The sequence below is a fragment of the Terriglobus albidus genome (assembly GCF_025685425.1).
Classification (GTDB): Bacteria; Acidobacteriota; Terriglobia; order Terriglobales; family Acidobacteriaceae; genus Terriglobus; species Terriglobus albidus.
This window is the reverse complement of the sequence record NZ_JAGTAS010000053.1, coordinates 109,376-131,633: the sequence shown is the minus strand read 5'-3', so window position 1 is coordinate 131,633 and position 22,258 is coordinate 109,376. Positions and strand designations below refer to the sequence as shown.

Annotated in this window: 20 protein-coding genes; 12 read left to right on the top strand and 8 right to left on the bottom strand. The window is 57.7% G+C overall.

Annotated features, from left to right (window positions below; genetic code table 11):
- Positions 1-20: 20 nt before the first annotated feature.
- From OHL21_RS12725 to OHL21_RS12715, 3 genes are read right to left on the bottom strand one after another with little or no spacing between them, the layout of a single operon-like run.
- Positions 21-809 (bottom strand): TonB family protein, encoded by a 789-nt coding sequence (locus OHL21_RS12725; RefSeq protein ID WP_263417650.1) that lies wholly within the window; start codon positions 807-809, stop codon positions 21-23.
- Between the two features lie 3 nt (positions 810-812).
- Positions 813-1,223 carry an ExbD/TolR family protein gene (locus tag OHL21_RS12720; protein WP_263417649.1) on the bottom strand — a complete coding sequence of 137 codons (411 nt, stop codon included), beginning with the start codon at positions 1,221-1,223 and terminating at the stop codon, positions 813-815.
- Positions 1,224-1,237: 14 nt separating this feature from the next.
- Complete coding sequence (locus OHL21_RS12715; RefSeq protein ID WP_399258334.1) at positions 1,238-2,032, bottom strand: MotA/TolQ/ExbB proton channel family protein; 795 nt, start codon at positions 2,030-2,032, stop codon at positions 1,238-1,240.
- A 101-nt stretch (positions 2,033-2,133) separates the two neighbouring features.
- On the opposite strand from OHL21_RS12715, the gene recN reads away from it, so the two are divergent.
- The 9 genes from recN (at position 2,134) to OHL21_RS12670 (ending at position 14,401) form a co-directional block, all read left to right on the top strand.
- The gene (gene recN / locus OHL21_RS12710) at positions 2,134-3,843 is read left to right on the top strand and encodes a DNA repair protein RecN (protein ID WP_263417648.1); all 1,710 of its coding nucleotides are present in this window, start codon (positions 2,134-2,136) and stop codon (positions 3,841-3,843) included.
- A gap of 15 nt (positions 3,844-3,858) precedes the next feature.
- Positions 3,859-4,470, top strand: a complete 612-nt coding sequence (locus OHL21_RS12705; RefSeq protein WP_263417647.1) for a YdcF family protein — start codon at positions 3,859-3,861, stop codon at positions 4,468-4,470.
- Between the two features lie 488 nt (positions 4,471-4,958).
- Positions 4,959-8,477, top strand: a complete 3,519-nt coding sequence (gene dnaE / locus OHL21_RS12700) for a DNA polymerase III subunit alpha (RefSeq protein ID WP_263417646.1) — start codon at positions 4,959-4,961, stop codon at positions 8,475-8,477.
- 347 nt (positions 8,478-8,824) lie between these two features.
- Positions 8,825-10,567 (top strand): DUF885 domain-containing protein, encoded by a 1,743-nt coding sequence (locus tag OHL21_RS12695; protein ID WP_263417645.1) that lies wholly within the window; start codon positions 8,825-8,827, stop codon positions 10,565-10,567.
- Positions 10,568-10,581: 14 nt separating this feature from the next.
- Positions 10,582-10,992: a DoxX family protein gene (locus OHL21_RS12690; protein WP_263417644.1), complete on the top strand. Its 411-nt coding sequence runs from the start codon at positions 10,582-10,584 to the stop codon at positions 10,990-10,992.
- The gene (locus tag OHL21_RS12685; RefSeq protein WP_263417643.1) at positions 10,992-11,837 is read left to right on the top strand and encodes an acetyl-CoA carboxylase carboxyltransferase subunit alpha; all 846 of its coding nucleotides are present in this window, start codon (positions 10,992-10,994) and stop codon (positions 11,835-11,837) included. Before OHL21_RS12690 ends, OHL21_RS12685 begins: the two co-directional genes overlap by 1 nt.
- 15 nt (positions 11,838-11,852) lie before the next feature.
- Positions 11,853-12,911 (top strand): CPBP family intramembrane glutamic endopeptidase, encoded by a 1,059-nt coding sequence (locus OHL21_RS12680; protein ID WP_263417642.1) that lies wholly within the window; start codon positions 11,853-11,855, stop codon positions 12,909-12,911.
- A gap of 67 nt (positions 12,912-12,978) precedes the next feature.
- Positions 12,979-14,067, top strand: a complete 1,089-nt coding sequence (locus OHL21_RS12675) for a DUF2845 domain-containing protein (protein ID WP_263417641.1) — start codon at positions 12,979-12,981, stop codon at positions 14,065-14,067.
- A gap of 154 nt (positions 14,068-14,221) precedes the next feature.
- A complete protein-coding gene (locus OHL21_RS12670; RefSeq protein ID WP_147648351.1) occupies positions 14,222-14,401 on the top strand; it encodes an Rcat domain-containing protein in 180 nt (59 codons plus the stop codon).
- A 50-nt stretch (positions 14,402-14,451) separates the two neighbouring features.
- Here OHL21_RS12670 and pyrF read toward each other — a convergent pair whose 3' ends face one another.
- Positions 14,452-15,186 (bottom strand): orotidine-5'-phosphate decarboxylase, encoded by a 735-nt coding sequence (pyrF, locus tag OHL21_RS12665; protein WP_263417640.1) that lies wholly within the window; start codon positions 15,184-15,186, stop codon positions 14,452-14,454.
- 10 nt (positions 15,187-15,196) lie between these two features.
- The gene (locus tag OHL21_RS24400; protein ID WP_317889979.1) at positions 15,197-15,748 is read right to left on the bottom strand and encodes a septal ring lytic transglycosylase RlpA family protein; all 552 of its coding nucleotides are present in this window, start codon (positions 15,746-15,748) and stop codon (positions 15,197-15,199) included.
- A 205-nt stretch (positions 15,749-15,953) separates the two neighbouring features.
- Here OHL21_RS24400 and thiD point away from each other — a divergent pair, with 205 nt between their 5' ends.
- Complete coding sequence (thiD, locus tag OHL21_RS12655) at positions 15,954-16,805, top strand: bifunctional hydroxymethylpyrimidine kinase/phosphomethylpyrimidine kinase (RefSeq protein WP_263417639.1); 852 nt, start codon at positions 15,954-15,956, stop codon at positions 16,803-16,805.
- A 139-nt stretch (positions 16,806-16,944) separates the two neighbouring features.
- Positions 16,945-17,166 (top strand): sulfur carrier protein ThiS, encoded by a 222-nt coding sequence (gene thiS, locus OHL21_RS12650; RefSeq protein WP_263417638.1) that lies wholly within the window; start codon positions 16,945-16,947, stop codon positions 17,164-17,166.
- 3 nt (positions 17,167-17,169) lie between these two features.
- Here the strand turns inward: thiS and OHL21_RS12645 are convergent, their stop codons facing one another.
- The 3 genes from OHL21_RS12645 to OHL21_RS12635 all read right to left on the bottom strand — a co-directional run bounded on the left by OHL21_RS12645 (position 17,170) and on the right by OHL21_RS12635 (position 21,400).
- On the bottom strand, positions 17,170-18,306 hold the full coding sequence (locus tag OHL21_RS12645; protein ID WP_263417637.1) for a glycosyltransferase family 77 protein: 1,137 nt from the start codon (positions 18,304-18,306) through the stop codon (positions 17,170-17,172).
- Between the two features lie 8 nt (positions 18,307-18,314).
- Positions 18,315-19,841: a lipopolysaccharide biosynthesis protein gene (locus tag OHL21_RS12640; protein WP_263417636.1), complete on the bottom strand. Its 1,527-nt coding sequence runs from the start codon at positions 19,839-19,841 to the stop codon at positions 18,315-18,317.
- A 221-nt stretch (positions 19,842-20,062) separates the two neighbouring features.
- On the bottom strand, positions 20,063-21,400 hold the full coding sequence (locus tag OHL21_RS12635; protein ID WP_263417635.1) for a sensor histidine kinase: 1,338 nt from the start codon (positions 21,398-21,400) through the stop codon (positions 20,063-20,065).
- A gap of 111 nt (positions 21,401-21,511) precedes the next feature.
- Here OHL21_RS12635 and ribA point away from each other — a divergent pair, with 111 nt between their 5' ends.
- Positions 21,512-22,156 carry a GTP cyclohydrolase II gene (ribA, locus tag OHL21_RS12630; protein ID WP_263417634.1) on the top strand — a complete coding sequence of 215 codons (645 nt, stop codon included), beginning with the start codon at positions 21,512-21,514 and terminating at the stop codon, positions 22,154-22,156.
- Positions 22,157-22,258: the final 102 nt, after the last annotated feature.

Sequence of the window (22,258 nt, the reverse complement as noted above, 5' to 3'; positions counted from 1 at the left end):
CCGGTTTGATGCGGTAAACCTCAATGGGGCTGGTAATGAAAGGTGTACTCCACCGTAATGTGGTCGCCTGCGGGCAAGGGCCCGAAGCCGTCCACACGTTCCAGGGCGTGCAAAGCTGAAGCGTCGAGCGACGGTGAGCCCGAGCGTTGTCCCATGCGGACGTTGGTTGGGGTACCGTCCCGCAAAATGTCAAAGATGATGGTCACGCTGCGTCCTACAGAGGTGACGGGATCAGCCTCTCTCGTGAACCAGTTCTGCGCCACCGTGCGGTTCACAACGTTGACGTAATAAGCATAGCGGGCTCCGAATGCAGAGTCCTGAACAGCAACCGATGCCGTTCCATTGGTTACCTGCATCGTCGACTGCTGGATCCGGATGCCTGAAGTCTCACCTGTTTGCGCCACATTCGGCTTGGGTGGCTGTACCGGCTGCGGATGCTTCGGCGGGGCAGGCGTCTCCTGTTGGGCGATCTTCGGTGGTTTCTGTGGCTGTTTTACCGGGATCGGAATTTCATCCGGTTTCGGCGGTGCAACCGTCTGCGGCGTAGGCTCTTTGGGAGCGGGACTAGGCGTATCTGAGGTAAGCACCTGATCCTTGTCAAAGCGCTGTGTTGAAGGCAACGGAATCGCCGTGACCATCGTTGCCTGAATTGCTCCCGCCTGAGCGGTGGCGGCGCCCCAGCTCGATCCGCGATGGACTAGGAAACCCGCAGCGACTATCCCGCCGACAACAAGAGCATGCACAATCGCCGACCCGGCGAGATTGCCACCGAGTGGGTCCTGCTCTGTCCATGTGTGATCGTTCGCCATGGTCTACTTCTCGATCGGCTGGGTCACTATGCTGATGTTGGTTATCCCGGCCTGTTTCACGGCGTCCATCACCGAAGCGAAGGCGCCGAAGGGAACACGTTCATCCGCTCGCAGGTAAATGATCTTCTTCGCAGGGTTCGCTGAGCCGGCCCGCAGTAGTGTCGGCAGCTCATGGATATTAACAACCTTGTCCTGCAGAAACACCTGCTGATCTTTGTTGATCGTGACGACCTGGCGCTCCTCCGTGACCTGATTGACGGAACGGGTCTTGGGTACGGCAACATCAATTCCAGACTGTAGTACCGGTGCGGTCAGCATGAAGATAAGTAGCAGCACCAGCACGACGTCGATCAACGGTGTCATGTTGATCTCTGCGAGGGAGGTTTGCGTTCTACCGCCGTTGGAGAAGGCCATATCGCTCGTCTCCTTTAGTACTGCCGTACCCGGCGCTCTTCTACCTGAGGAGCAGCGGGCTGAGCCATGGCTGAGTTTTCGATCGCAGAGAGCAGCTCGCGTGCGAAATCATCCATGCGCGCGCCGAACTCCCGCAGACGTGCAGTGAACTGGTTGTAGCCGATAACGGCTGGAATCGCCACAACCAGACCGGCAGCGGTTGTAATCAGAGCTTCGGAGATGCCGGGCGCCACTGCGCGCAGCGTCGCTGCACCCTGGGTGCCAAGGCCGTGGAAAGCATCGATGATGCCCATTACAGTTCCGAATAGGCCGACGAAGGGAGCGATGGCAGCGATCGTCGCAAGCCACGTCAGTCGCGATTCCATCCGGGTCAGCGCCTCAGAGGATGCAGTCTGGGCCGCACGCTCCAGGGCCACCGGGTTCCGGGGAAGTCCGCGACCGCCAGTCTGACGCTGGTATTCGTCGTTGATCTCGTTAAAGACAGTAACGAGAGGCGACGGTTTGAACTGTTCTGCTACCGTGGCGATTTCGCTCAGACGCGAAGATTTGCGGAAAGCGCGAACGAAGCGTTGCGACTGCGTCTGGGCGCGGCGAAAGCCTGACCATTTCGCAAAGATAATGGCCCAGGAAAAGACGCTTGTGAAGGCCAGTATTACCAGCACACACAGAGCGACCGGACCAGAGTTATGGAGCATCTCGAGCAGCGCGGAACCGCCGGTCCCTGAGGGAGGAAGCGGCGCGGCCTGCTGGTCGGCGGCGGTCTCCTGCATCCGCAGGAGAAAAGAGGCGAGGAGATGTACGTGGGTCATCGTCATCACAAAATGCTTATTCCCAGTGTAAACGCGCAAAATGGGCAGAAGTTGGGTGAGGTTCCCAGTTTGGTGCACGCGTTTGTTATGCTCAGGCTGCCATGCTGTTGGAATTACGAGCCGAAAACTATGCCGTAATGGACCACGCCGTGGCCGGATTCGGTCCCGGCCTGAATCTCCTGACCGGCGAAACCGGCGCCGGTAAGTCCATTCTGATTGATGCTCTTGCGCTGCTGATGGGCGGTAAAGCGTCCAGTGACGTCGTTCGCCACGGGGCAGAAAAGGCCGTGGTGAGCTGCGTCTTTGAGGCCACCCCCGGGGCCGAGGCGCTTCTTGAGGAAAACGGAATCGACATCGAATCTGACGAGATTCTGCTTCGCCGCGAGATTGCCCTGAACGGCAAGGGGCGCGTCTGGGTGAACAACCAGCCCGCGACCGTCGCCGTACTGCGGCAACTTGCGCCCGAGCTCGCCCTGATCCATGCCCAGAGCGACACGCTGGCGGCCTTCGACCAGGCACAGCAACGCGGGCTTCTGGACCGATATCTAGGTGAGGGAGGGTCCGTATTCTCTGACGTAAGCGCTGCTTATGCGACATGGAATGAGGCCAGTTCGCGCCTTCGCGAGCTGGAAGGAGATGAGCAGGACCGCCTGCGATCGGCCGACCTTTGGAGTTTTCAGGCGAAAGAGATCGAGGACGCCGGTCTCACCAGCCCTGACGAGGACACCGCTCTCGAGACCGAAAAGCGTGTTCTGGCAAATTCGGAAAAGCTTTACTCCTGCGCCATGACCGCTCTTGATCTGCTGTACGAGGGAGAAGGGGCCGCTGCTTCCAAGCTCGGAGCGGCGCTTCGCCAGGTTGAGGAACTCGCGCGGTTCGATGTCAGGTTCGCCGATTCGGTGCAGCAGCTCGCTGGCGCTAAGGCATCCGTCGAAGATGTAGGAGCTTTGGTACGGGATTATGCCGATGGGATCAATGCGTCTCCGCAGCGTCTGGAGGAGATTGAAGACCGTCTCGCTTTGCTCGATCGGCTGAAACGTAAGTACGGTCGCACGCTGGCCGAAGTCATCGCACACGGGGAGGAAGTTACCCGCAAGTTGGGTGAGATTGAAAACCGGGATGAGCTCGTCAAGCAGATACGGAAGCAGTTGGAGGCCGCAGCATTGGAATATCGCCTCGCGGCAGGCCGGCTGACGGCTGAACGCAAGAGCGCTGCCGCACGTCTGGAAAAGGTCGCTGAAAAGCAGATCAACGACCTGGCCATGAAGGTTCGCTTCGAAGTAAAGGTCACGTGGGAGGAAGACGAGGGCGCGTGGACCGCACATGGCTGGGACAATATTTCGTTTCTCATCGCGACCAATGTCGGTGCGCCTCTCGCTCCATTGACAGAGATCGCCTCCGGCGGCGAGATGTCGCGTGTAATGCTGGCGCTGAAGGTGTCGGTGGAGGACGGCGTGAGTAAGCTGCGCAAAAAGATGCCTCTACCGCGCACACTGATCTTTGACGAGATCGATATCGGCATTGGTGGACGCGCTGCCGAAGCGGTGGGACGCAAGCTCAAGCAGCTCAGCAAAGGCCAGCAGGTGCTCTGCATTACGCATTTGCCACAGATTGCAGCTTTCGCCGATACCCACCTTGTGATCGAGAAGACGGTAAAGGCAGGCAAGACTCGCACTGGCGTAAGGGAGACGACCAGGGAAGAGCGCGTGGACGAAATTGCCCGCATGCTGAGTGGCGCCACGATCACGGAAGCCAGTCGTAAGAATGCCGAGCAGATGATCGGCGAAGCCGAAGTTGCAGAACCTGTGTAAGAAGCGAGAGAGCTGATGCGAACGCTGAAGTGGATCGGGTTGGTGCTGTTATTACTTGCCGTCGTCATCGTGGGAGGTCTGGAGGTCGCTCACTGGACTTTGCCAAACTCCAACACGCAGCAAGCCAAGTTTGACGCTATCGTTGTGCTCGGCACGCCTTCGAAGGACGATGGAACACCTTCACCGGAGCAGAGAGAACGTGTGCTCGAAGGCGTCAGGCAATGGAAGGCAGGCGTCGCTCCGGTCATCATCATGACCGGAGGAGCCGCGCACAACAAGTTCGTCGAGGCCCACTCAATGGCTGTTTATGCGGAGCAGCAAGGCGTTCCGGAATCTGCCGTCATTGAAGAGAACAAGGCTCAGAATACGGTTCAGAACATCTACTACTCGAATGAGATCATGCAGCAGCACGGCTGGCACTCGGCGGAGGTGGTCAGCTCAAAGAGCCATCTGCCGCGCGCGGGCATGATCCTGTCACACTTCCCGTTGGCATGGAAGACGGACGGTTCGGCCAAGCCTGCCGAATACGGCTGGTGGCGTGAAGCGCTCTTCGAGTTCAATGAAGCGCAGTACTGCTGGACGCTCCGCCGCAAGGGCTTCCCGAAGTCAAAGTTCCTGCCACAGTAACTCCACTTTCTAAGGCACTGGTTATCGTTTTGGAAGGGTATAAGGTTCCGAAGCTTGGACGATGTCATCTAGCAACCAGGAACCAGGGTGTATCGACAAGTTCAATGAATCTGAGACGTTCAGGGCATATCTAAAATCGGTGGGAGCAGCGGGCTTCAGCCCGCTGATTGAAGCACAAAAATAGATGGGGTTTAGCCCTGGGCCTTCTTTGTCCGTTAGCAGAAGGCCTAAGACTAAAGCCCTTTTTTTGGTGAGGCCAATGCCCGTGGGCTAAAAGCCCACGGCTTCCACCGGATTCGAGCTTCGCTCGAACTCCGACCCGTCGCGATGTAATGGATGGGGCCGGTGCATGAGCTCTATCGGACTTGTCGATAAAGCCAACTAGCAACCAGGAACTAGCAACCGGCGACTGGCTCGCCTGGGAGCCAAATTTGGTACCGCCTTTTCAACATCCTGCGGTTCCAGCCAAAGCTCACTAAAATTAAGACATGGCAGCCGAGTTCACCCATCTTCACCTGCACACCGACTACTCGCTTCTGGACGGCGCCTGTGACGTCGATAAACTGGCCTCACATCTGGCCAAACTAGGGCAGAAGGCCGCCGCCATGACCGACCATGGCAATATCTATGGCGCAGTGCACTTCGCGGCCGCCATGGAGAAGAAGGGCATCAAGCCCATCATCGGCTGTGAGCTCTATCTGTCGAAGACTGCGGATCATCGTGAACTCGCTGATGGCTACAACCACTTTCTCGTGATCGCCGAAAACGAAGAGGGTTACAGAAACCTCGTCCGCCTTACCAGCGAAGCAGCTCTGCACGGCTTCTATCGCAAGCCGCGCGTCAGCAAGGAGTTTCTGTCGAAACATACCGAGGGTCTGATTGCTTTCTCCGGATGTCTTGCCGGTGAGTTGAACCAGCATCTGATGGCCGGTAAGTACGAAGAGGCCAAGCGCACTGCCGGCATGTTTGAGGAGATGTTTGGGAAGGGAAACTTCTTCCTTGAGATCCAAGACCACGGTCTCGAACCGGACAAGCCTGTCTGCGAGGCGCTCTTCAAACTAGAAAAAGAACTCAACATCCCGTTGATCGCCACCAACGACAGCCATTACGTGGCCGATGATGACAGTCGTGCGCACGAGATTCTGCTGTGCGTTCAAACAGCCGGATCGATCAACGATCCAAATCGGTTCCGCTTTGATACCAACGAGTTCTACATCAAGAGCGCGGAAGAGATGCATCGGCTGTTCAAGCATGCGCCCGAGGTCTGCACTCGGACAATGCAGTTCGTTGAACGTTGCAATGTGAAGCTCAATAAGGTCAAGAATCCCTTCCCGGAGTTTGTCGTTCCCGAGGGACATACGATTGACAGCTACTTCGAACAGGTCTGCCGCGAGGGCTTCCAGAAGCGGAAGGAAACGGCCATCCGCCATCTGCAGGAGCGTGGCCTGCTGCGTAAGACCATTGCTGAATACGAAGAGCGCCTGAACCGCGAGATCGACTGTATCAAGCAGATGAAATTTCCGGGCTACTTCCTCATCGTATGGGACTTCATCAAGTACGCACGCGAACGCGATATTCCTGTCGGTCCGGGCCGTGGATCCGCTGCCGGTTCGCTGGTTGCGTACTGCATGGAGATCACCAACGTCGATCCGCTGCAGAATGAGCTGCTCTTTGAACGCTTCCTGAACCCTGAGCGTATCTCCATGCCTGATATCGATATCGACTTCTGCATGAACCGCCGCGGCGAAGTCATCGAGCACGTCACCCGCAAGTACGGGCGCGACCAGGTAGCGCAGATCATTACCTTCAACACGATGGCCGCTAAAGCCGCAATCAAAGACGTCGGTCGCGCCATCGATATGCCGTACGGCGAAGTCGATCGTGTGGCAAAGCTAATTCCGGCAACCATCGGCATCACCATCGAACAGGCACTCAAGGATTCACCTCCGCTGGCGCAGGCCTACGAGGATCCGAAGATCCGTGAGCTGATTGATACGGCGATGAGGCTGGAAGGCCTGGTGCGCGGAGCCGGCGTACACGCCGCCGGTGTCGTGATCGCGCCGACCAAGCTTACCGAACTCGTTCCCGTCACACGCGCCAAGAACGACGATATCGTCACCGCCTACGACATGAAGGCCGTCGAGAAGATGGGTCTTCTCAAGATGGACTTTCTGGGTCTGACGACACTCACCGTCATCGACGACTGTCTGAAACTGATCAAGTCCAATCGGGGTGTCGAAGTCGAAATGGACAAGGTGCCGCTCGACGATGAAAAGACCTACGAACAGGTCTTCCATCGGGCATTGACCTCCGGTGTCTTCCAGTTTGAATCCGGCGGCATGCGCGATGTATTGCGCCGTTATAAGCCGACATCCGTAGAAGACCTTACCGCTCTCAACGCGCTCTACCGCCCCGGTCCGATTCAGGGTGGAATGATCGATGACTTCATCGAACGCAAGTGGGGACGCCGCGCTGTCGAATATATGTTCCCGGAGCTTGAGCCCATCCTGAAAGAGACGCTCGGTGTCATCGTCTATCAGGAGCAGGTGATGCAGATCAGCTCGGCCATCGGCGGTTACTCGCTCGGTGGCGCTGACCTGTTACGCCGCGCCATGGGTAAGAAAGACCCGGCTGAAATGGCGAAGCAGCGCAGCATCTTCATGACCGGTGCTGTGGAGCGGAAGTTCAATAAGGATAAGGCAGGTCAGCTCTTCGACCTGATGGAGCAGTTCGCCGGATATGGCTTCAATAAGTCGCACTCGGCTGCATATGCCCTGCTGGCCTATCACACGGCTTATCTAAAGACGCACTATCCGGTCGAGTTCATGGCTGCGCTTCTGACCTCGGAAACCTCCAAGCCGGAGAACGTGGTGAAGTACATCCAGGAGTGCCGTGAAATGGGAATCACGGTGCTGCCGCCGGATGTGCAGATCTCTGCGGCGAACTTCACACCGACCGGTGACGCGATCCGTTTTGGTCTGGCTGCAATCAAGAACGTCGGCGGCAATGCCATCGAATCCATTCAGCAGGCGCGTACTGCATTGCAGGCGGAAGGGAAGCCGGGCTTCTCCACGATCTGGGAGTTCTGTGAGAAGGTCGACTTGCGCTTGATGAACAAGCGCGTACTGGAGTCATTGCTCAAAGCCGGCGCCATGGATAGCTTCGGTGCACGTGCTCGCGTCATGGCGGCCCTGGATAGGGCAATTGAACGCGCACAGAAGTCACAGCGCGATGCCGAGACGGGACAGCACGGCCTCTTCGGCATCTTCGATGCAGAGCCTGATGTCACGAAGAAGGCAGATGATGATCTTCCCAAGGTTCCCGACTGGGACGAACACACCCGTCTGCAGAACGAGAAAGAGGTGCTCGGCTTCTTTGTCTCCGGTCACCCGATGGACAAGTATCGCGAGAAGCTGCGTAATCTCAAGGTGGTCGACACGGCCACCGCGTGCGAAATGAAGCCAGAGCCGCAGGTCTTCCGCCGCGGTCAGGACAACAGCGCCAATGAGATTCAGATCGCCGGCGTAATTACGGGGTTAAAGGTGGCCAAGTCCAAGCGATCCGGGGAGATGTATGCTGCGGCTTCGCTTGAAGACCAGACGGGAAAGATCGACATCATTGCCTTCCCGAAGGACTACGAGAAATTAGCCGAGAAGCTGAAGATTGACGTTCCGGTGCTCGTGCGCGGCTCCCTGCGCGGGGAAGAAGACTCAGCGCCAAAGCTCTCGATTACCTCGATCCAGGCGCTGGAAGACGTGAAGATCAAGCTGCCGGCTGCGCTTCGCGTGAAGGTACCTTTGCATCATCCGGATGCCGCACTGCTTGAGAAGCTGCTTGCACTCTTCCAGGGGACCCCCGGACCGGGGAAGGTGTTGCTCGATCTCGAAGAGCCGGGACAGTTCTGCGCGGTCCTGGAACCACAGGGACTTTCTGTCGCCGCGGACAAGCTCTTTATCGACCATGTCGAAGAGCTTGTAGGCCAGGGAGCCGTCCGCGTCATCGACTAAAGCGATCGGCATACGTTGCTGAACAAGCCGATCAGGGCGTTGTCTCAGATCGGTCTTCGATGTCTATTCTGCCGAGTGCCTGATCCTCGGTGTCACCGCAAAGAACTTTGTTCGTCTGGATGAACGTTCAACGCCAGGGCGGGTAAAGAAATACCCCAAATTCCGACGAAGCCAACCGGATTCGTCACGCCCTAAGTTCTAAACCTCCGAGCTAATGATTCGTAGTCATCAGGTTTATCCAGCGCGGCGGATCACCAGCAACGTGTAGCCGGTTGCTCGACCGGAATGTCGCTTCAGAGATACCTTCTCGCGTGCCACCATCTTCGTCAAGCTGTTAGTTTGTCTGCATGCCTCTCAAACGGTTTCTCCTGCTCTCGCTGTTTGCAGTTGCATCATCTTCGTTGCCTGCCGCAACGCAAACCTCCACGTTTCAAACGAAGCTTCGTAACCTGAGCGAAGAATTCTGGACGTGGCGCGCTACAGAGCAGCCCTTTACCAACGATGACATTCCCCGCATCGAGCGTGCGGAACCTTTTGTCGTTCATTGGGCGGCAGGCGATGTCACCCAGTACAAGGCGAAGATCGATGCGTTTGAGAAACAGTGGCGCGCCCTTTCCGCAGCGCAGGAATCGGTCGCCGATCAGGTGGACTACCGGCTTCTTGGCTCCGCTATCGCGCGAGTGCACTGGGAGTTGACGGTCTTTCCGATGTGGAAGGAGAACCCGTTCTTCTACGTCGATCAGAGTCTCGGTTCGGTCTACGCCGCTCTTCTGCCGAAGCCGCCGATCACTCCTGCGCGTGAAGAGATCATTCTCTCCCGCCTGGAACGCATGCCCTACACGCTGGAAGAAGGGAAGAAGAACCTTACGGACATCCGCGCCCCTTATGTTCGAGCGACGCTCTCTGAACTGAAAGAGATCGAAGAGCAGATGCAGCAGGTTCACGATGGGCTGCTGCCTGTCCTCTCTGATGCGAACAAGCCGAGGTTCGAGAAGGCCGAGTTTGCCGCGGTAAAGGCACTCGTGGACTATCGCGAATGGGTTACCAGACGAGGGAAGTCCGCGTTACCGGAGAAGACCGCGGTAGGTCGGGAAGGCTATATCTGGTTCCTCCGCAATGTCGCGCTGATGAAGTACACCCCGGAGGACCTGTTGCGGATGGGCCGCCAGGAGTGGGAGAGGTCCGTAGCCTTTGAGACTCTGGCCAAAGCTGCGAGCACCGGTGTCCCAGAGGTTCCGTTCTACGGCGCCCTGGAAAAGCAGATGGATGCGGAGAAGGCGAATGAACTGGCGATCCGGAAGTACATGGTTACGCATGGTGTCCTCTCCGATCCTGCCGAGGTGAAGCACTATTACTACCTTCCCGTTCCTCCCTACATCGCTGCACTCAGCTTTATGGGCGTGACCGACGATCTGACCGGACCGTCGCGCCTTGATGAAGACGGCACCAGCTACAAGGGAACGCCGCGGCCGACGACCAACTTCTGGGGTGCTATCACTGGGCGGGATACCCGGCCGCTAACGCTGCATGAAGGTGCTCCGGGGCACTACTTCCAGATGGCCTGGAGCTGGCATCATCCAGATCCGCTCCGCCGACACTACTACGATTCGGAATCAAATGAGGGCATTGGATTCTATGCCGAGGAGATGGCGCTGGAAGCTGGCCTCTTCGACGACTCGCCGCATATGAAAAAGGCCATCTACGGCATGATGCGCTTGCGGGCGTTGCGAGTCGAGGTTGATGTCAAACTCGCTCTTGGTGAGTTCACGCTGGAAGAGGCGGCTGACTATCTAACGAAGGTCGTCCCCATGGATCGCGGCACAGCGACCAGCGAGGCCATCATGTTTGCCTCCACACCAGGACAGGCGATCACCTATCAGATCGGCAAGCTCGATATACAGCGGCTAATGACCGATGCCCGCCAGAAGCAGGGTGAGAGCTTCAATCTCCAGCGGTTCCACGACTTCGTCTGGCTGAACGGCAATCTACCGTTTTCGCTGGTTCGGTGGGAGATGCTCAACGACTCCAGTGATGTCCCTCCTGTTGCGCCGTCCTTTCTGGAGACGAAACGAAACTCGCAGGCGATGTAGGCAGTCCAACGAGTATGGCTACCGACCGCCAGTTGGCGTACGCTCTGCTTCGCATCGCCTTCGGTATCAATTTCGCCGGTCACGGATTTACGCGGATCCACTCCGGCGTTGCTGCCTTCGCTGCTCATACGGCACAGCATCTTGCGAATGCTCCATTACCGCATGGCCTGGTACTCGCTCTCGGTTACGTCATCCCATTCGCGGAGGCTGCCCTTGGATTGGCTTTGATCTTCGGCGTCCTTACCCGCCTTGCCCTGATCTGCGGATCGATCTTCATGATGATGCTCACCGCTGGAACCACCGCCAATCAGCAGTGGGATGTGGCCAGCCAGCAGGTGCTCTATCTCCTCGTCTTTTTCATGTTGCTGCACTTCCGCAGCGATAACTGGCTTGCGCTCGACCAGCTTCGATACAATCGAACCTGATGGCAGATTTTGAGGCAGCAAAGCCCGCCGTGGCCGAGACATCTGAAGCCTGGCGAAGGACTGAGATGGCGCGGCATCCCCAGCGCCCATACCCGATGGACTTTATCCAGGCACTCTTTACCGACTTCAGCGAGATCCACGGAGACCGTGCCTTCGGCGATGACCCCGCCATGGCAGCCGGGATGGCCCGTTTTCATGGGGAAGAGGTCATGGTTATCTGCAACCTGAAGGGCCGCACGCTGAAGGAGCGCATGCTGCGCAAATTCGGCAGTCCCGACCCCGAGGGATACCGCAAGGCGTTGCGAGCCATGAAGCTGGCGGAGAAGTTTAGCCGGCCGGTCTTTACCTTCATCGATCTGGCAGGCGCCAATCCCGGTCTGGGCGCGGAAGAACGTGGCCAGGCGGAGGCCATTGCCCGCAACCTGATCGAAATGGCTCGCCTGCGCGTGCCGATCATCGCCACCATCACCGGTGAGGGGGGCTCCGGCGGAGCACTCGCACTCGCTGTCGCCGATCGGGTTCTGATGCTTGAGAACGCGATGTACTCGGTGATCTCTCCCGAGGGCGCGGCGTCCATCATGTGGAAGGATGCCGCTAAAAAGCAGAAGGCCGCTGAGGCGTTGAAGTACACCGCGGACGATGTGCAGCGGCTGGGCTGCGTCGATGAGATCGTTGCCGAGCCGGAGGGTGGCTCACAGAATGATCCGGCCTATTCGGTCTCTATTCTGAATGACCGCCTGGAAGCCAATCTGGCTCAGCTCCGTGCGCTCAGCGTTGATGACTTGCTGGCCCAGCGCTACGGTAAGTTCCGCAACATGGCCCAGTTCTTTGAGGTAGCCTCCTAAGCTGCATTTCCCACGATGACTTTGCAGACCCAGGACCGTATGCGTGCTTCCGGCGGGCTCTTTGGAGGCCAGACGCGGGGCAGTGCAGCCGTGCGTTTCGTCTTTGGCACCATCTGGGTCTTTGCGTCTCAGATCATTGCCGTGATGGCGACGTCGAATATCGACACTTCGGCACACGAGCTGTTTTTCCGGACATTCTGGCTGGCTCTGCTGCTGCTCGGCTTCTGGGGAATGGGACGTGCGCTTGATGGGCAGGAAAGTCCGATTCGGGCCATGGGGCTTATCCGGCGAGAAGGATATGGCAAAGAGATGGCCATGGGCGTGGCTACAGGATGGGGACTGATCATGGTTCTGGTTTTGCCGATTATGCTCTCCGGCAGACTTGACCTTAGCTTCTGGTGGAGTGCCCGCTCCATCCTTCTTACAGCGAACAACCTGATCGTGCTCGCGGTCGCGGCGCTGGTCGAAGAGGTTGCCTTCCGTGGCTATGCTTTTCAGCGACTTCGCGACGCCGTTGGCCCGACGGTTGCCACCTTATTGCTCGCCGCCGTCTTTGGTCTGGTTCATTTGAACAACCCCCACGGAGGCTGGCCGGCGGTCTTTGTCACCATGCTTGCGGGCATCATGCTGTCGGTGGCATATCTGCAGACACGCAGTCTGTGGATGGCCTGGGGACTGCACTTCGGCTGGAATGCCAGCATGGGAGTGCTCTTCGGTCTGCCGGTAAGTGGGTTGGATTTCTCCACCGTAGTGCAGGCTCGTCCCAGTCTTCCAGTCTGGCTGACGGGAGGCCTTTACGGCCCTGAAGCATCAGTGCTGGCCCCATTTGTTCTCCTGGCAGGCATTGCCGTCGTTGTCCGGGTAACTCGCGATCTCCATTGGAAATACGGATTTGATCCGATCGTACCTGGCGGGTACCCAATGGATGCTCCGCCCCCGCCGCAGCATGCCGCCATGGAGGCGGAAGCTGCTCAAAAACAAGCGGCTCTGGTCCAGATCATGCCGGCTTCCACACCCCTGCCGATAGCGCCACGACCGGCCGAACAGAAGGATTTCCCATCCGGGGAAAAATGACAAAACGCTGACTTGCCAAGCCCCGCAGGGAAGGCGCAAGATGCTGGTAACTTGAGGTGACACCTCCATGGCATCGCGGGCTCAGTATTGGGTGGTAGCAGCTTCGCTGGCCGCCCTCTGGCTGCCGGCGGCACGGGGACAAGTCTTTGTCGTTGGCAAAAACACCGCCACTGACGGCCTGGTCACCCAATTTCATCCCACAAGAGTCCAGCTGCCATCTCAGCCTCTGACAGAACGAGGCCGGCGAGATTTGCTACGTATGCTTGAAGCGGAGCAGGGCTTCGCCCACACGGCTTTGCCGATGGGTGGTCAGGGATTGACCCTGCAGGCCAATGGGACACTCTCTCCGGACCCTGATGCTATCCGGGATGCCCTTTATAAGAAGGGCGTCTCTGCGCAAGCCGGCGACCGGGTCGTCGTGACGAATCTGCATTTCGAGAAGGATCGCCTCATCATTGATCTGGACGGCGGCCCATTCAAGAAGCACCGCTGGCTTTCGCATGTGCAATTCAACGACAACAATGTGGTCGCCCCGGAAGACCAGCCGACAGGCTCGCGGATCACGCTCGCCTTCGAAAAATTCATCCCTGACCTTACCCCTGCCGAGGTCAAGAGCCTGTTAGAGCCCGTCATTGACTTTGGTGTGAAGACAAGCGAAGAGGCTTACGCCAATACCTTGCCGGAGCCGCTTAAGCTTGCGGTCGCTGATCATCGCATCCTGGTCGGCATGAATCATCGCATGGTGCTGGCGGCGCTGGGGCAGCCGGTCATGAAGGTGCGGGAAAAGATCGACGACGCGAGCGGTAATAAGTACGAGGAGTGGATTTACGGCCGTACCCCGCAGACGATCCGCTTTGTCCGTTTTGTGGGTGATCGTGTCGTGATGATCAAGATCGCAGAGTTGGGCAAGCCGATCGAGGTGCACGACAAGGACGAGATGGCAGGTTATATCAATCCAGATGCCGTCCGTACAGTGGCCTTGGGCGACGCTAAGCCCGATGAAGAGGGAAGCGGCAAACAGGCGCCTCCTCCTTCGCTGCGGCGTGAAGGAGAACAGCAGACAGCCCCTGGCTCTCCATCACTGGTCCAGTTACCTCCGGACAAGAAGGATCAGCAGGACAAGCCTGAGCAACAGCTCCAGTCCAACTTGAGGTAAGATAGAAACGATCGCTCGCCCGAGCGGGTTCCTTTTCCAACGCACAATGCGGGATTGGGGCAGGATAAAAGCAGATAGCGATTTCGCGTGTCTGCGATGGGGCGAACGATGAGAGATTTTCTTCGCGGCCTGGCCCGAAGACGAAGGAGCTACCATGGCAAAGATTGCCAAGACTGCAGATCGTAAGAAGGTGATGGACACCTCCAAGAGCACGGATTGCCCGAAGTGCTCCAAGCCCACGCGCATCGTGAAGCGCGTAAAGGATCGTGAGCGCAACGTTCCCGGCGGCGTCTATATCTCCTGTTCTGCGTGTGACTTCTACGAGAAGCTCTAAGCACCACTTGAGGTTAAAGCACAAACCCGGCTTTTGCCGGGTTCTGTTGTTTAACCCTGTAGCGTCGGTAAGGCGGAGCCGATCTCGTCCAGGATGGAACGGGTCGCCGCAGCCGGATCAGTTGCCTGAGTAATGGGGCGGCCGACAACCAGCTTGCTCGCGCCGGAACGGATGGCTGATGCGGGTGTCACAACCCGCCTCTGATCCCCAACCTCCGAGGTGGCGGGGCGGATGCCTGGAACAATCAGCAGCGGTTCATCACCGATGGTCTCGCGGAGTAACGCAATCTCTTCGCCAGAGCACACCAGGCCGTCCATGCCGGCATCGATAGCCATTTTTCCCAGAACAGCGACCTGCTCGGCCGGTGTGCGGGTGATCCCAGTCGCGGCAAGTTGGCTACGGTCCATGCTGGTGAGCACGGTAACTGCCAGAAGCTTGGGAGCGCCGGGAATCTTCGCTGCGGCATTCGCGGCGGCTTCGAGCATCTGGGGTCCGCCGGAGGCATGCAGGGTCAACAGGCCGACACCTAATTCGGAGACGGAACGAACGGCTCCTGCCACAGTGTTGGGGATGTCGTGGAGCTTCAGGTCGAGGAAGATGTTGAGCTTGCGCTGCAGGAGGGAATGAACAACGGAGCGCCCTTCGGCGAGATAGAGTTCCAGCCCGACCTTAACCCAGGAGATGAGGCCGTTAAGAGCCTCGACCGCCGGGAGCGCTTCAGACTGAGTGGGATAGTCGAGAGCGAGGATGAGGCGGTCGAGGGACTGACGTTGTGGAGAGCTCATGCTCTCGATTTTAGCGGGACGCCAGCAGCAAAGGCTGCACTGAAGCGGTCTGTGCCACCAGGGCGCGCACCTGATCTGGATTGCTACCATTTACGGGGTCAATGCGAACCTTGCCCAGGCCGGCAATCCCGAGTTTGCGGGCAGCAGCATAGGAAAGGTCGACGATCCGATCTTCCAGCAGAGGACCACGGTCGTTCACGCGGACAAAGATGGACTTCTTCGTCTTGAGGTTCGTAATGCGCGCCCAGCTTCCCAGAGGAAGAGTCCGGTGGGCGCAGGTCAGGCCGTTCATGTCGAAGCTTTCGCCATTGGCAGTTGTCTTTCCCTGGAACTCGGAACCATACCAGGATGCTTTGCCAATCTGATACCAGGGCTTCTTGGATGTCACCTTACGGGTCTTGCCGTCGTTCGGTGCTTTATTGAGATCGCGAGGGAGATCTGTAGGAGTGTCAGCCGGAGCGGCCGATGTAGCTGTTGCTGAAACACCCAAACCGAAAGCCACAAATCCTGTCAGCAAACGTGGAATACGATTCAGCAGCCTGGAAGAAAATTGTTCTTGCATACGTTCTTGCTCCCTTGTTATTTTCTAGTTTCCGGAAACGCTAAGTCAAACAAACCCAGAGACTTACACCTATTTTTGGACTTGCCATCCTAGCCTCACCGTGATAAAGAAAAACGGAGGCCAGAGGGGCTTCTGCGGTTTTTCTGGGGCCCAGTGCTACATTGCATACTGAAAGAGGGATGCCTCCCGTACCAACTTCAGTTGGTTGGGGAGGACCTTTCCACAGATTTTTTTCGCCTTTTACCGTGGAGAATCACTCCTGAAATCCTCCAGAAACCTGCTTACGATTGCTGGGTTCGACCCTTCGTCCGGTGCCGGCATCACGGCCGACCTTGCCGTCTTTGCCGCCCATGGCTTCTTTGGAACCAGCGCTATCACCGCGCTGACGGTCCAGTCCACGACTGGAGTCACGTCGGTTCACCCTGTAGAGCAGGCGGTCCTGACCGACACGCTGTACGTTCTTGATGAGGACCTGCCGCCCTCCGGCGTCAAGATCGGTATGTTGGGCTCAGAAGCGGTCGTGGAGGTCGTCGCAGAGTATCTTCAGCGGCTTGCCTGTCCGGTAGTCCTGGATACGGTGCTTCGCTCCAGCTCAGGTAATGCATTGCTGAGCCCCGAGGCCATGGGCGTGTTCCGCAGCCTTCTGCAGCAAGTCGACTGGGTTACACCAAACGTCGACGAACTGTCGCTTCTGACGGGTATGCCGGCTACTACGCAGGCGGAGATCGAGGGTGCCGCCCTTGCATTGGGGCAACAGTACGGAGTCGGTGTGATTGCGACCGGTGGCCATCTGGACACCCCGGACGACTATGTCCTGCCTCCCGCTTACACGGCAGGGGATTGGCTTGCCGGTGAGCATATCGCCACCCGTGCAACTCACGGCACCGGCTGCGCCTTTTCGAGCGCCTTCCTGTGTGGCCTGGTGGAGAGAAAGCTGCCATTGGTGGCAGCCAGAGAGGCGAAGGAGTACGTCCGGCAGGGGATGCTGCGGGCCGCGGCGATCGGACACGGGAAGGGGCCATTGAACCTGTTATGGCCGCTTACGGAGAAGCCATAGAGCATTTTGCCTGTTACCGGGTCTCCCGAAAGCGCCGTGCAGTGGCGTTTTCATGGCGGAAAACGCCCATAGGTACGGAAGCTCTGGCCTACACGCAGAGGGAAAATGCTTAGCAGAAATTTAGGGTAGAACTAGAGATATGCCGTTGCTGATTACGCTCAATGGAAAGAGCAAAGAGTTTCCGGATCTGAACGAAGGCGCGTCCGTTAAGGACCTGGTCAGCGCCTCAGGCCTTAAGGGCGACCGCGTCGCCGTGGAGCTCAATGAGGAGATCGTCTCCCGCCGCACCTGGGACGAGACCTTTCTAAAGAGCAATGACCGGGTAGAAATCGTCCACTTCGTAGGTGGCGGTATCTCGTAAAGACTAGGCAATCTCCAGCTTCTGCCGGAGCTCAGCAATGCTCTCGTTGCGCTGTTGGAAGTGACGCACCACGGTTCCATAGGAGACATCCCGGGAGACTCGCTGTTTGTCCGGGCAGACGATCACCGCCCCATCCGCTGTGAAGCGGCGATAGGCAGCCTGCGTTTCCATGTTAGTGATGCCAGCTTCCGCGATCTGATGGTTGAGCGCGAGCTGGTCATCCAGCTCCAGAATCACCTGGTCAGTGAAGCGCTTCATGAACGCCAGGGTCGCTGCTGTGGGGTGCAAGATCATGAAGCCGCAGCAGAGAATGAACCCCTGCTTGCGGGCGACATCCATGGGAATGGAAAAGTCTTCCTGGGCAACGATGTCGGCCTGCGGCAGGGTAGCAAGCATCGCATCGAGATCGGTTACCGGAACCGCGTCGATATCCATCGAGTAGACCGTATGTCCGCGTTCGAGCAGCGTCTTCAGGATCAAGGAGCGCAAAACCCAGAGCAGATGGCGGCTGTGGGGATTGATCTTGCCGTTGGCGTCGAAGAGGAAGTAGGGCGAGATGTCCAGAACGCGGCAGCACTCCAACTGAGAAGCCACCTCGACCGCTTTCGTATCGAGAGCAATCACCAGGAAACGCCGGTCGACATACTTCAGCGCCTGTTCTTTCCAAAGTTCGAACATCTCAAGGTAGTGGCCGCTGAGCGTAATGACCGTAACCCGGCTGCCGGATCCGAGATCGAGAGCCTCGATCTGCTGATTGAAAGTAGCGGAAACAGTCCCATCCAAAATTTGAGTGATATACCGGTACATCGTCGCCGCGACCGTGCCGGCTGCCCCTTTGTCGCGCTGAGCGACTTTTAGCAACAGGTCTCTTCCCAGAGAAGGGTTGCCAAGACGCATGGCCATTTCGGCGATCTCGAGATCGATCGCCGCATCTTTACCGAAGTCGCGCTTCAGCAGCCGAACGAAGAGCGCCTGGGATACGCCGCTCCTCCTGGAGAGCAGGAGAGCATAGGACAACCTGCCGCGGTCAAAGACAGCAAGCGACGGCAGGGGACCGGTGTAGACCAGGCTGGCGACCGTCATGGTCCACCACCCCATCCGGGCAGAGAGGCGGCTGCAAACGAGGAAGAGTCGCTTCATGTCTTCTCTCAAGCCGAGCGAGTCTTGAGAAGCCGGTTTCTGAACCGTTGCTGCAGAAGGTCTTTCAATTCGCCGATCCCGAAGTAGGCGTACGCGGCAGCCGCAAACAATAGAACCGTGACGCAGGAGAAGCCTACAACGGCCCAGAGCGACCAATTAACCTCGAGCTTGGAGGGATAAAAGGACAGGGCGAACGCGATGCTCATGAAGATAGCCAGCCGGGTAATCGGCTGCAGACTGACCTTGTATTCGGCCGGGAAGATGTCTTCGTTGAAGCGGACGACCGCATAGGTCTGGATGATCTCCCAGACCAGCCAGCAGAGAATGAAGCCGGTAAGGCTGTAAAGCTTCATGATGGGGAGGGAAACTCCCAGCATGACCAGATAGCCAACCACGGCGAAGACGGCGAAGCGCTCGTGTTTGTTCGAGGAGGACTGGAACTGGGTCTTGTGTTCCTTGATTCCGAGTACCGCCGAGACAATGGCCATCAGGAAACAGAGTTTCGGATCATACAGATTCCGTTTGTGCAGCCAGACCGTAAAGAGGAATGGGCACATCAGGAAGCTTCCGATCGTGACAATCGGCGTCAGGAAGAGGACGACGCGTTCCGAGAGGTCGTATAGCTTATGCAGGGCGTTCCAGTCGCGCTTGCCAAACAGCATGGTGATGTCCTGAGAGATAGTGGAGCTGGCAATCGAAAGAATCTGCCGAGCCATCTGGAAGACCACGCGTACCAGGGCGAAGGTTGCCACGGCCGCGGGGCCAAGCATGCGCTGGATGATGATGATGGGCCCCTGCCAGGTAAGAAATCCCGCCAGCGCAATCAGCAGGAAGTGACCGCTGGGTTTGATGATGGCGCGGACATGCTCCATGCTGCCGTACCGTAGTGACGGCAGCAGGATCGGTGCATTCCGCCGCATGTCGATCATCACCAGGATCAGGAAGGTGAAGAAGGTTCCTAACTGCGCTCCGGCGACCACTGGGAACGAACCGTGCATCTTCACGGCCAATGCGATGGCGAAGATGGCAACGAGCCGCTGCGCACTGGCCCAGTAGTTTCCACGGTGCAGTTGGCCCACGACCATGTAGCTGTTGGTCATCAGACTGAACAGCATGTTCAGGGCAATCTGAAGGATCAGCAGATACAGCGCCAGGGCGTTCTGGAACGGGGACTGGATCTTCAGGTTCAGGTACGACGAGATCGGCAGAACAAAGACGATCAGGCCTGCGACGGCAAAGAGCGTAAAGAATCCCACCAGCAACCGCAGAGCTGCACCCTGGACGTTCTTGGCGCCCTCGATGTCGCCGCTGTTATACAGGATCGACATCTGGTTGTTGGAGTAGTTCTGGACCCCGTAGTTGAGAGTGCCCAGGTAGCTGACGGCGGCGCTGAGCGCAATCCATTCGCCGTAGACCATGATGCCGTTGGAATAGGACCGGAGAAACAGCGGCGGCACGATGAGCTGCGAGATGATCGTGACACCTTGACCTAGAAAGTTCGTGAAGAGCGTCTTAAAGATTCGGCGCAGATTCATAGAAAGCGAGTGCTGTAGGTCCTTTAGGCTGATGCTGGAACAGGAAGGTCGAAGAGGAACCGCATTTTTCGCATCCTAGCACAGCGACATTGCAGGTCTTTGTAAATACAGAAAGGAAAGATGATCCCGGCAGAAGGCAGAATGGATACGGGCTCGAATCATTGGCCAATTCGACTCTACAGAATATGTGTTATCAGACGTAAATCATATCGTCGGAATGGCTATGTCTCCGACAGTGCTGCCGCCTCGTGCGCATGCATGACCGGCATTCTGAGAGTCACTTTGGTCCCCCTGCCTGGACGGCTGTTGGTCTCCATGGAGGCGGAGTCGCCATAAAGCACCTCCAGCCGTTCCCGGACGTTTCGCATTCCGATACCCGTCCCCGGGCGTACGAGGCCGCTGACTGGTGATGGTGCGTTATTCTCCGGAGCCATTCCAATGCCGTCATCTTCCACTTCGATCAGGAGCTGCTCACCATCCAGCTTGCTGCGAAGCGTGACCGTACCTCCGGTAATCCGAGGCTCCAAGCCATGCTTGATACTGTTCTCGATCAGTGGCTGCAGGATCATGCTGGGCACGACCAGGTGCTCCGTCTCTGGACTGATCTCCTTGGCAACGTGCAGCTTATCGCCAAACCGGACGACCTCGATTCGAAGATAGTCGTCCGTAAACGCCAGCTCTTCTGAAAATGGGACGAAGGCTTCTCGATCCTTGAGCAGTACCCGCAGGATGTTTGCCAGTTTCACCACCATCTCCCGCGCCAGCTCCGGCTTGAACCGGACCAGCGAGGCGATGGAGTTCAAGGTGTTGAAAAGAAAGTGCGGATTGATCTGCCGCTGCAACGCGTCCAGACGGGCTTCCAGCAATAGACGAGTCTGCTCCTCTAGTTTTCGTTCGATGCGGACCGCATTCCAGATCTTCAACGGAATGCCGACCACGACAGGAGAACAGGCGCAAATGGCTAACTCTACAAGCCATTTATTCGAGTGAAGCGAGAAGAATCGCCGGGGAAATACTGTTGCTAAACCGCTTGCGCCAAGTTCGAGAACCGCAATCAGAAGCAGCAATAGCAATTGCCGGTCCAGATGAGGCCTGCTGAGGTTTCGGCGGACCCAGCGGTAGAGGCTGAGGTCAATAAGAGGTGTGAACGACCAGACATCCTCCAGGCTGGTAAAGGAACGAAATCCTCCGGCAAGGCTGCCCACCAGCATGTTCACCGGCAGTGCCAGGTACTCATGATGGAGCAAGGCCGGAAGGGCCAGGAAGAGACCGCCGAGCATCGCAGGTCCCGCACCCAGGACGAGGCCCAGCAGGATCACGGCTTCGAAGCTGATATCTGCGGCCAGAAAGTTGGGGACGATGCTCCGCAGCCAGACACCCAACATCAATGGCGTACAGATGAGTGCCAGCAGAATCAGGGTCTGCCGCCGGGTCCGATGGTGCGACAGCAACAGGTCTTTGAAGAGGCTCGACCGCGAGAGCGAACTGGAGACAGCCGCCGCAACACCAAGCTTTACCAGGAGGGTGATGAGGATCAGCTTGGGGTCAGTGGGATGCATGCGTCTTCCCTACTTTAGAACGCTCTCGTGGTCTTTTACGAGATGGTGACAACTCCTCCGAAGCCAAAGCCGCACCATATTCATCTAAATAGCGGAACTATAATCGACACAATGCCCTTTGACCGAGTTAGTAAAGTAGCCGAAGCCGAACTGCCCACCCGTTGGGGTCAGTTCCGGATTCATGGTTTTGAGGGCGTCGTCGCCAATCCAGAGCCGTGCAATGAAGCTATGCCCTCGCCTGCGAAGCGGATTGAAGGTGTGGTCGCGCTGGTCCATGGCGATGTCTTCTCTGCCCCTCCTCTGGTACGCGTGCATTCCCAGTGTCTGACCGGCGATGTTTTTCATTCCCTCCGCTGCGATTGCCGCCTCCAGCTGGAGCTGGCGATGAGCATGATCATCGAGGCCGGAGCCGGCATTCTGATCTATGAGCAGCAGGAAGGCCGCGGCATCGGCCTGATGGCTAAACTGCGAGCCTATGCGCTGCAAGACCAAGGACTCGATACGGTCGAGGCGAATGAAGAACTCGGTTTTAAGGCAGATTGCCGCGACTTTGAGCTACCGGCCGAAGCGTTGAAGCTGCTCGGCGTCACCGCCGTAAAGCTGATCACCAACAATCCTGAGAAGGTGGCGGCGCTGGAGGCCGGCGGAATCAAAGTGCTTGAGCGAATCTCTGCCGAGGTGGAGCCTGAGGCGACCTTCGAAAAATATCTCCAGGTAAAGCGCGAGAAGATGGGCCACCTGCTCGAAAGCATCTAGTGTGTGTCTCGGAACTTCTTGTCATAAATGTTGTCCTCCTGAGCTTAGCGAAAGACCTGCTTCACTACCGCCGGGTGGCCCCCTCGCAACGCTAGGGTGGGC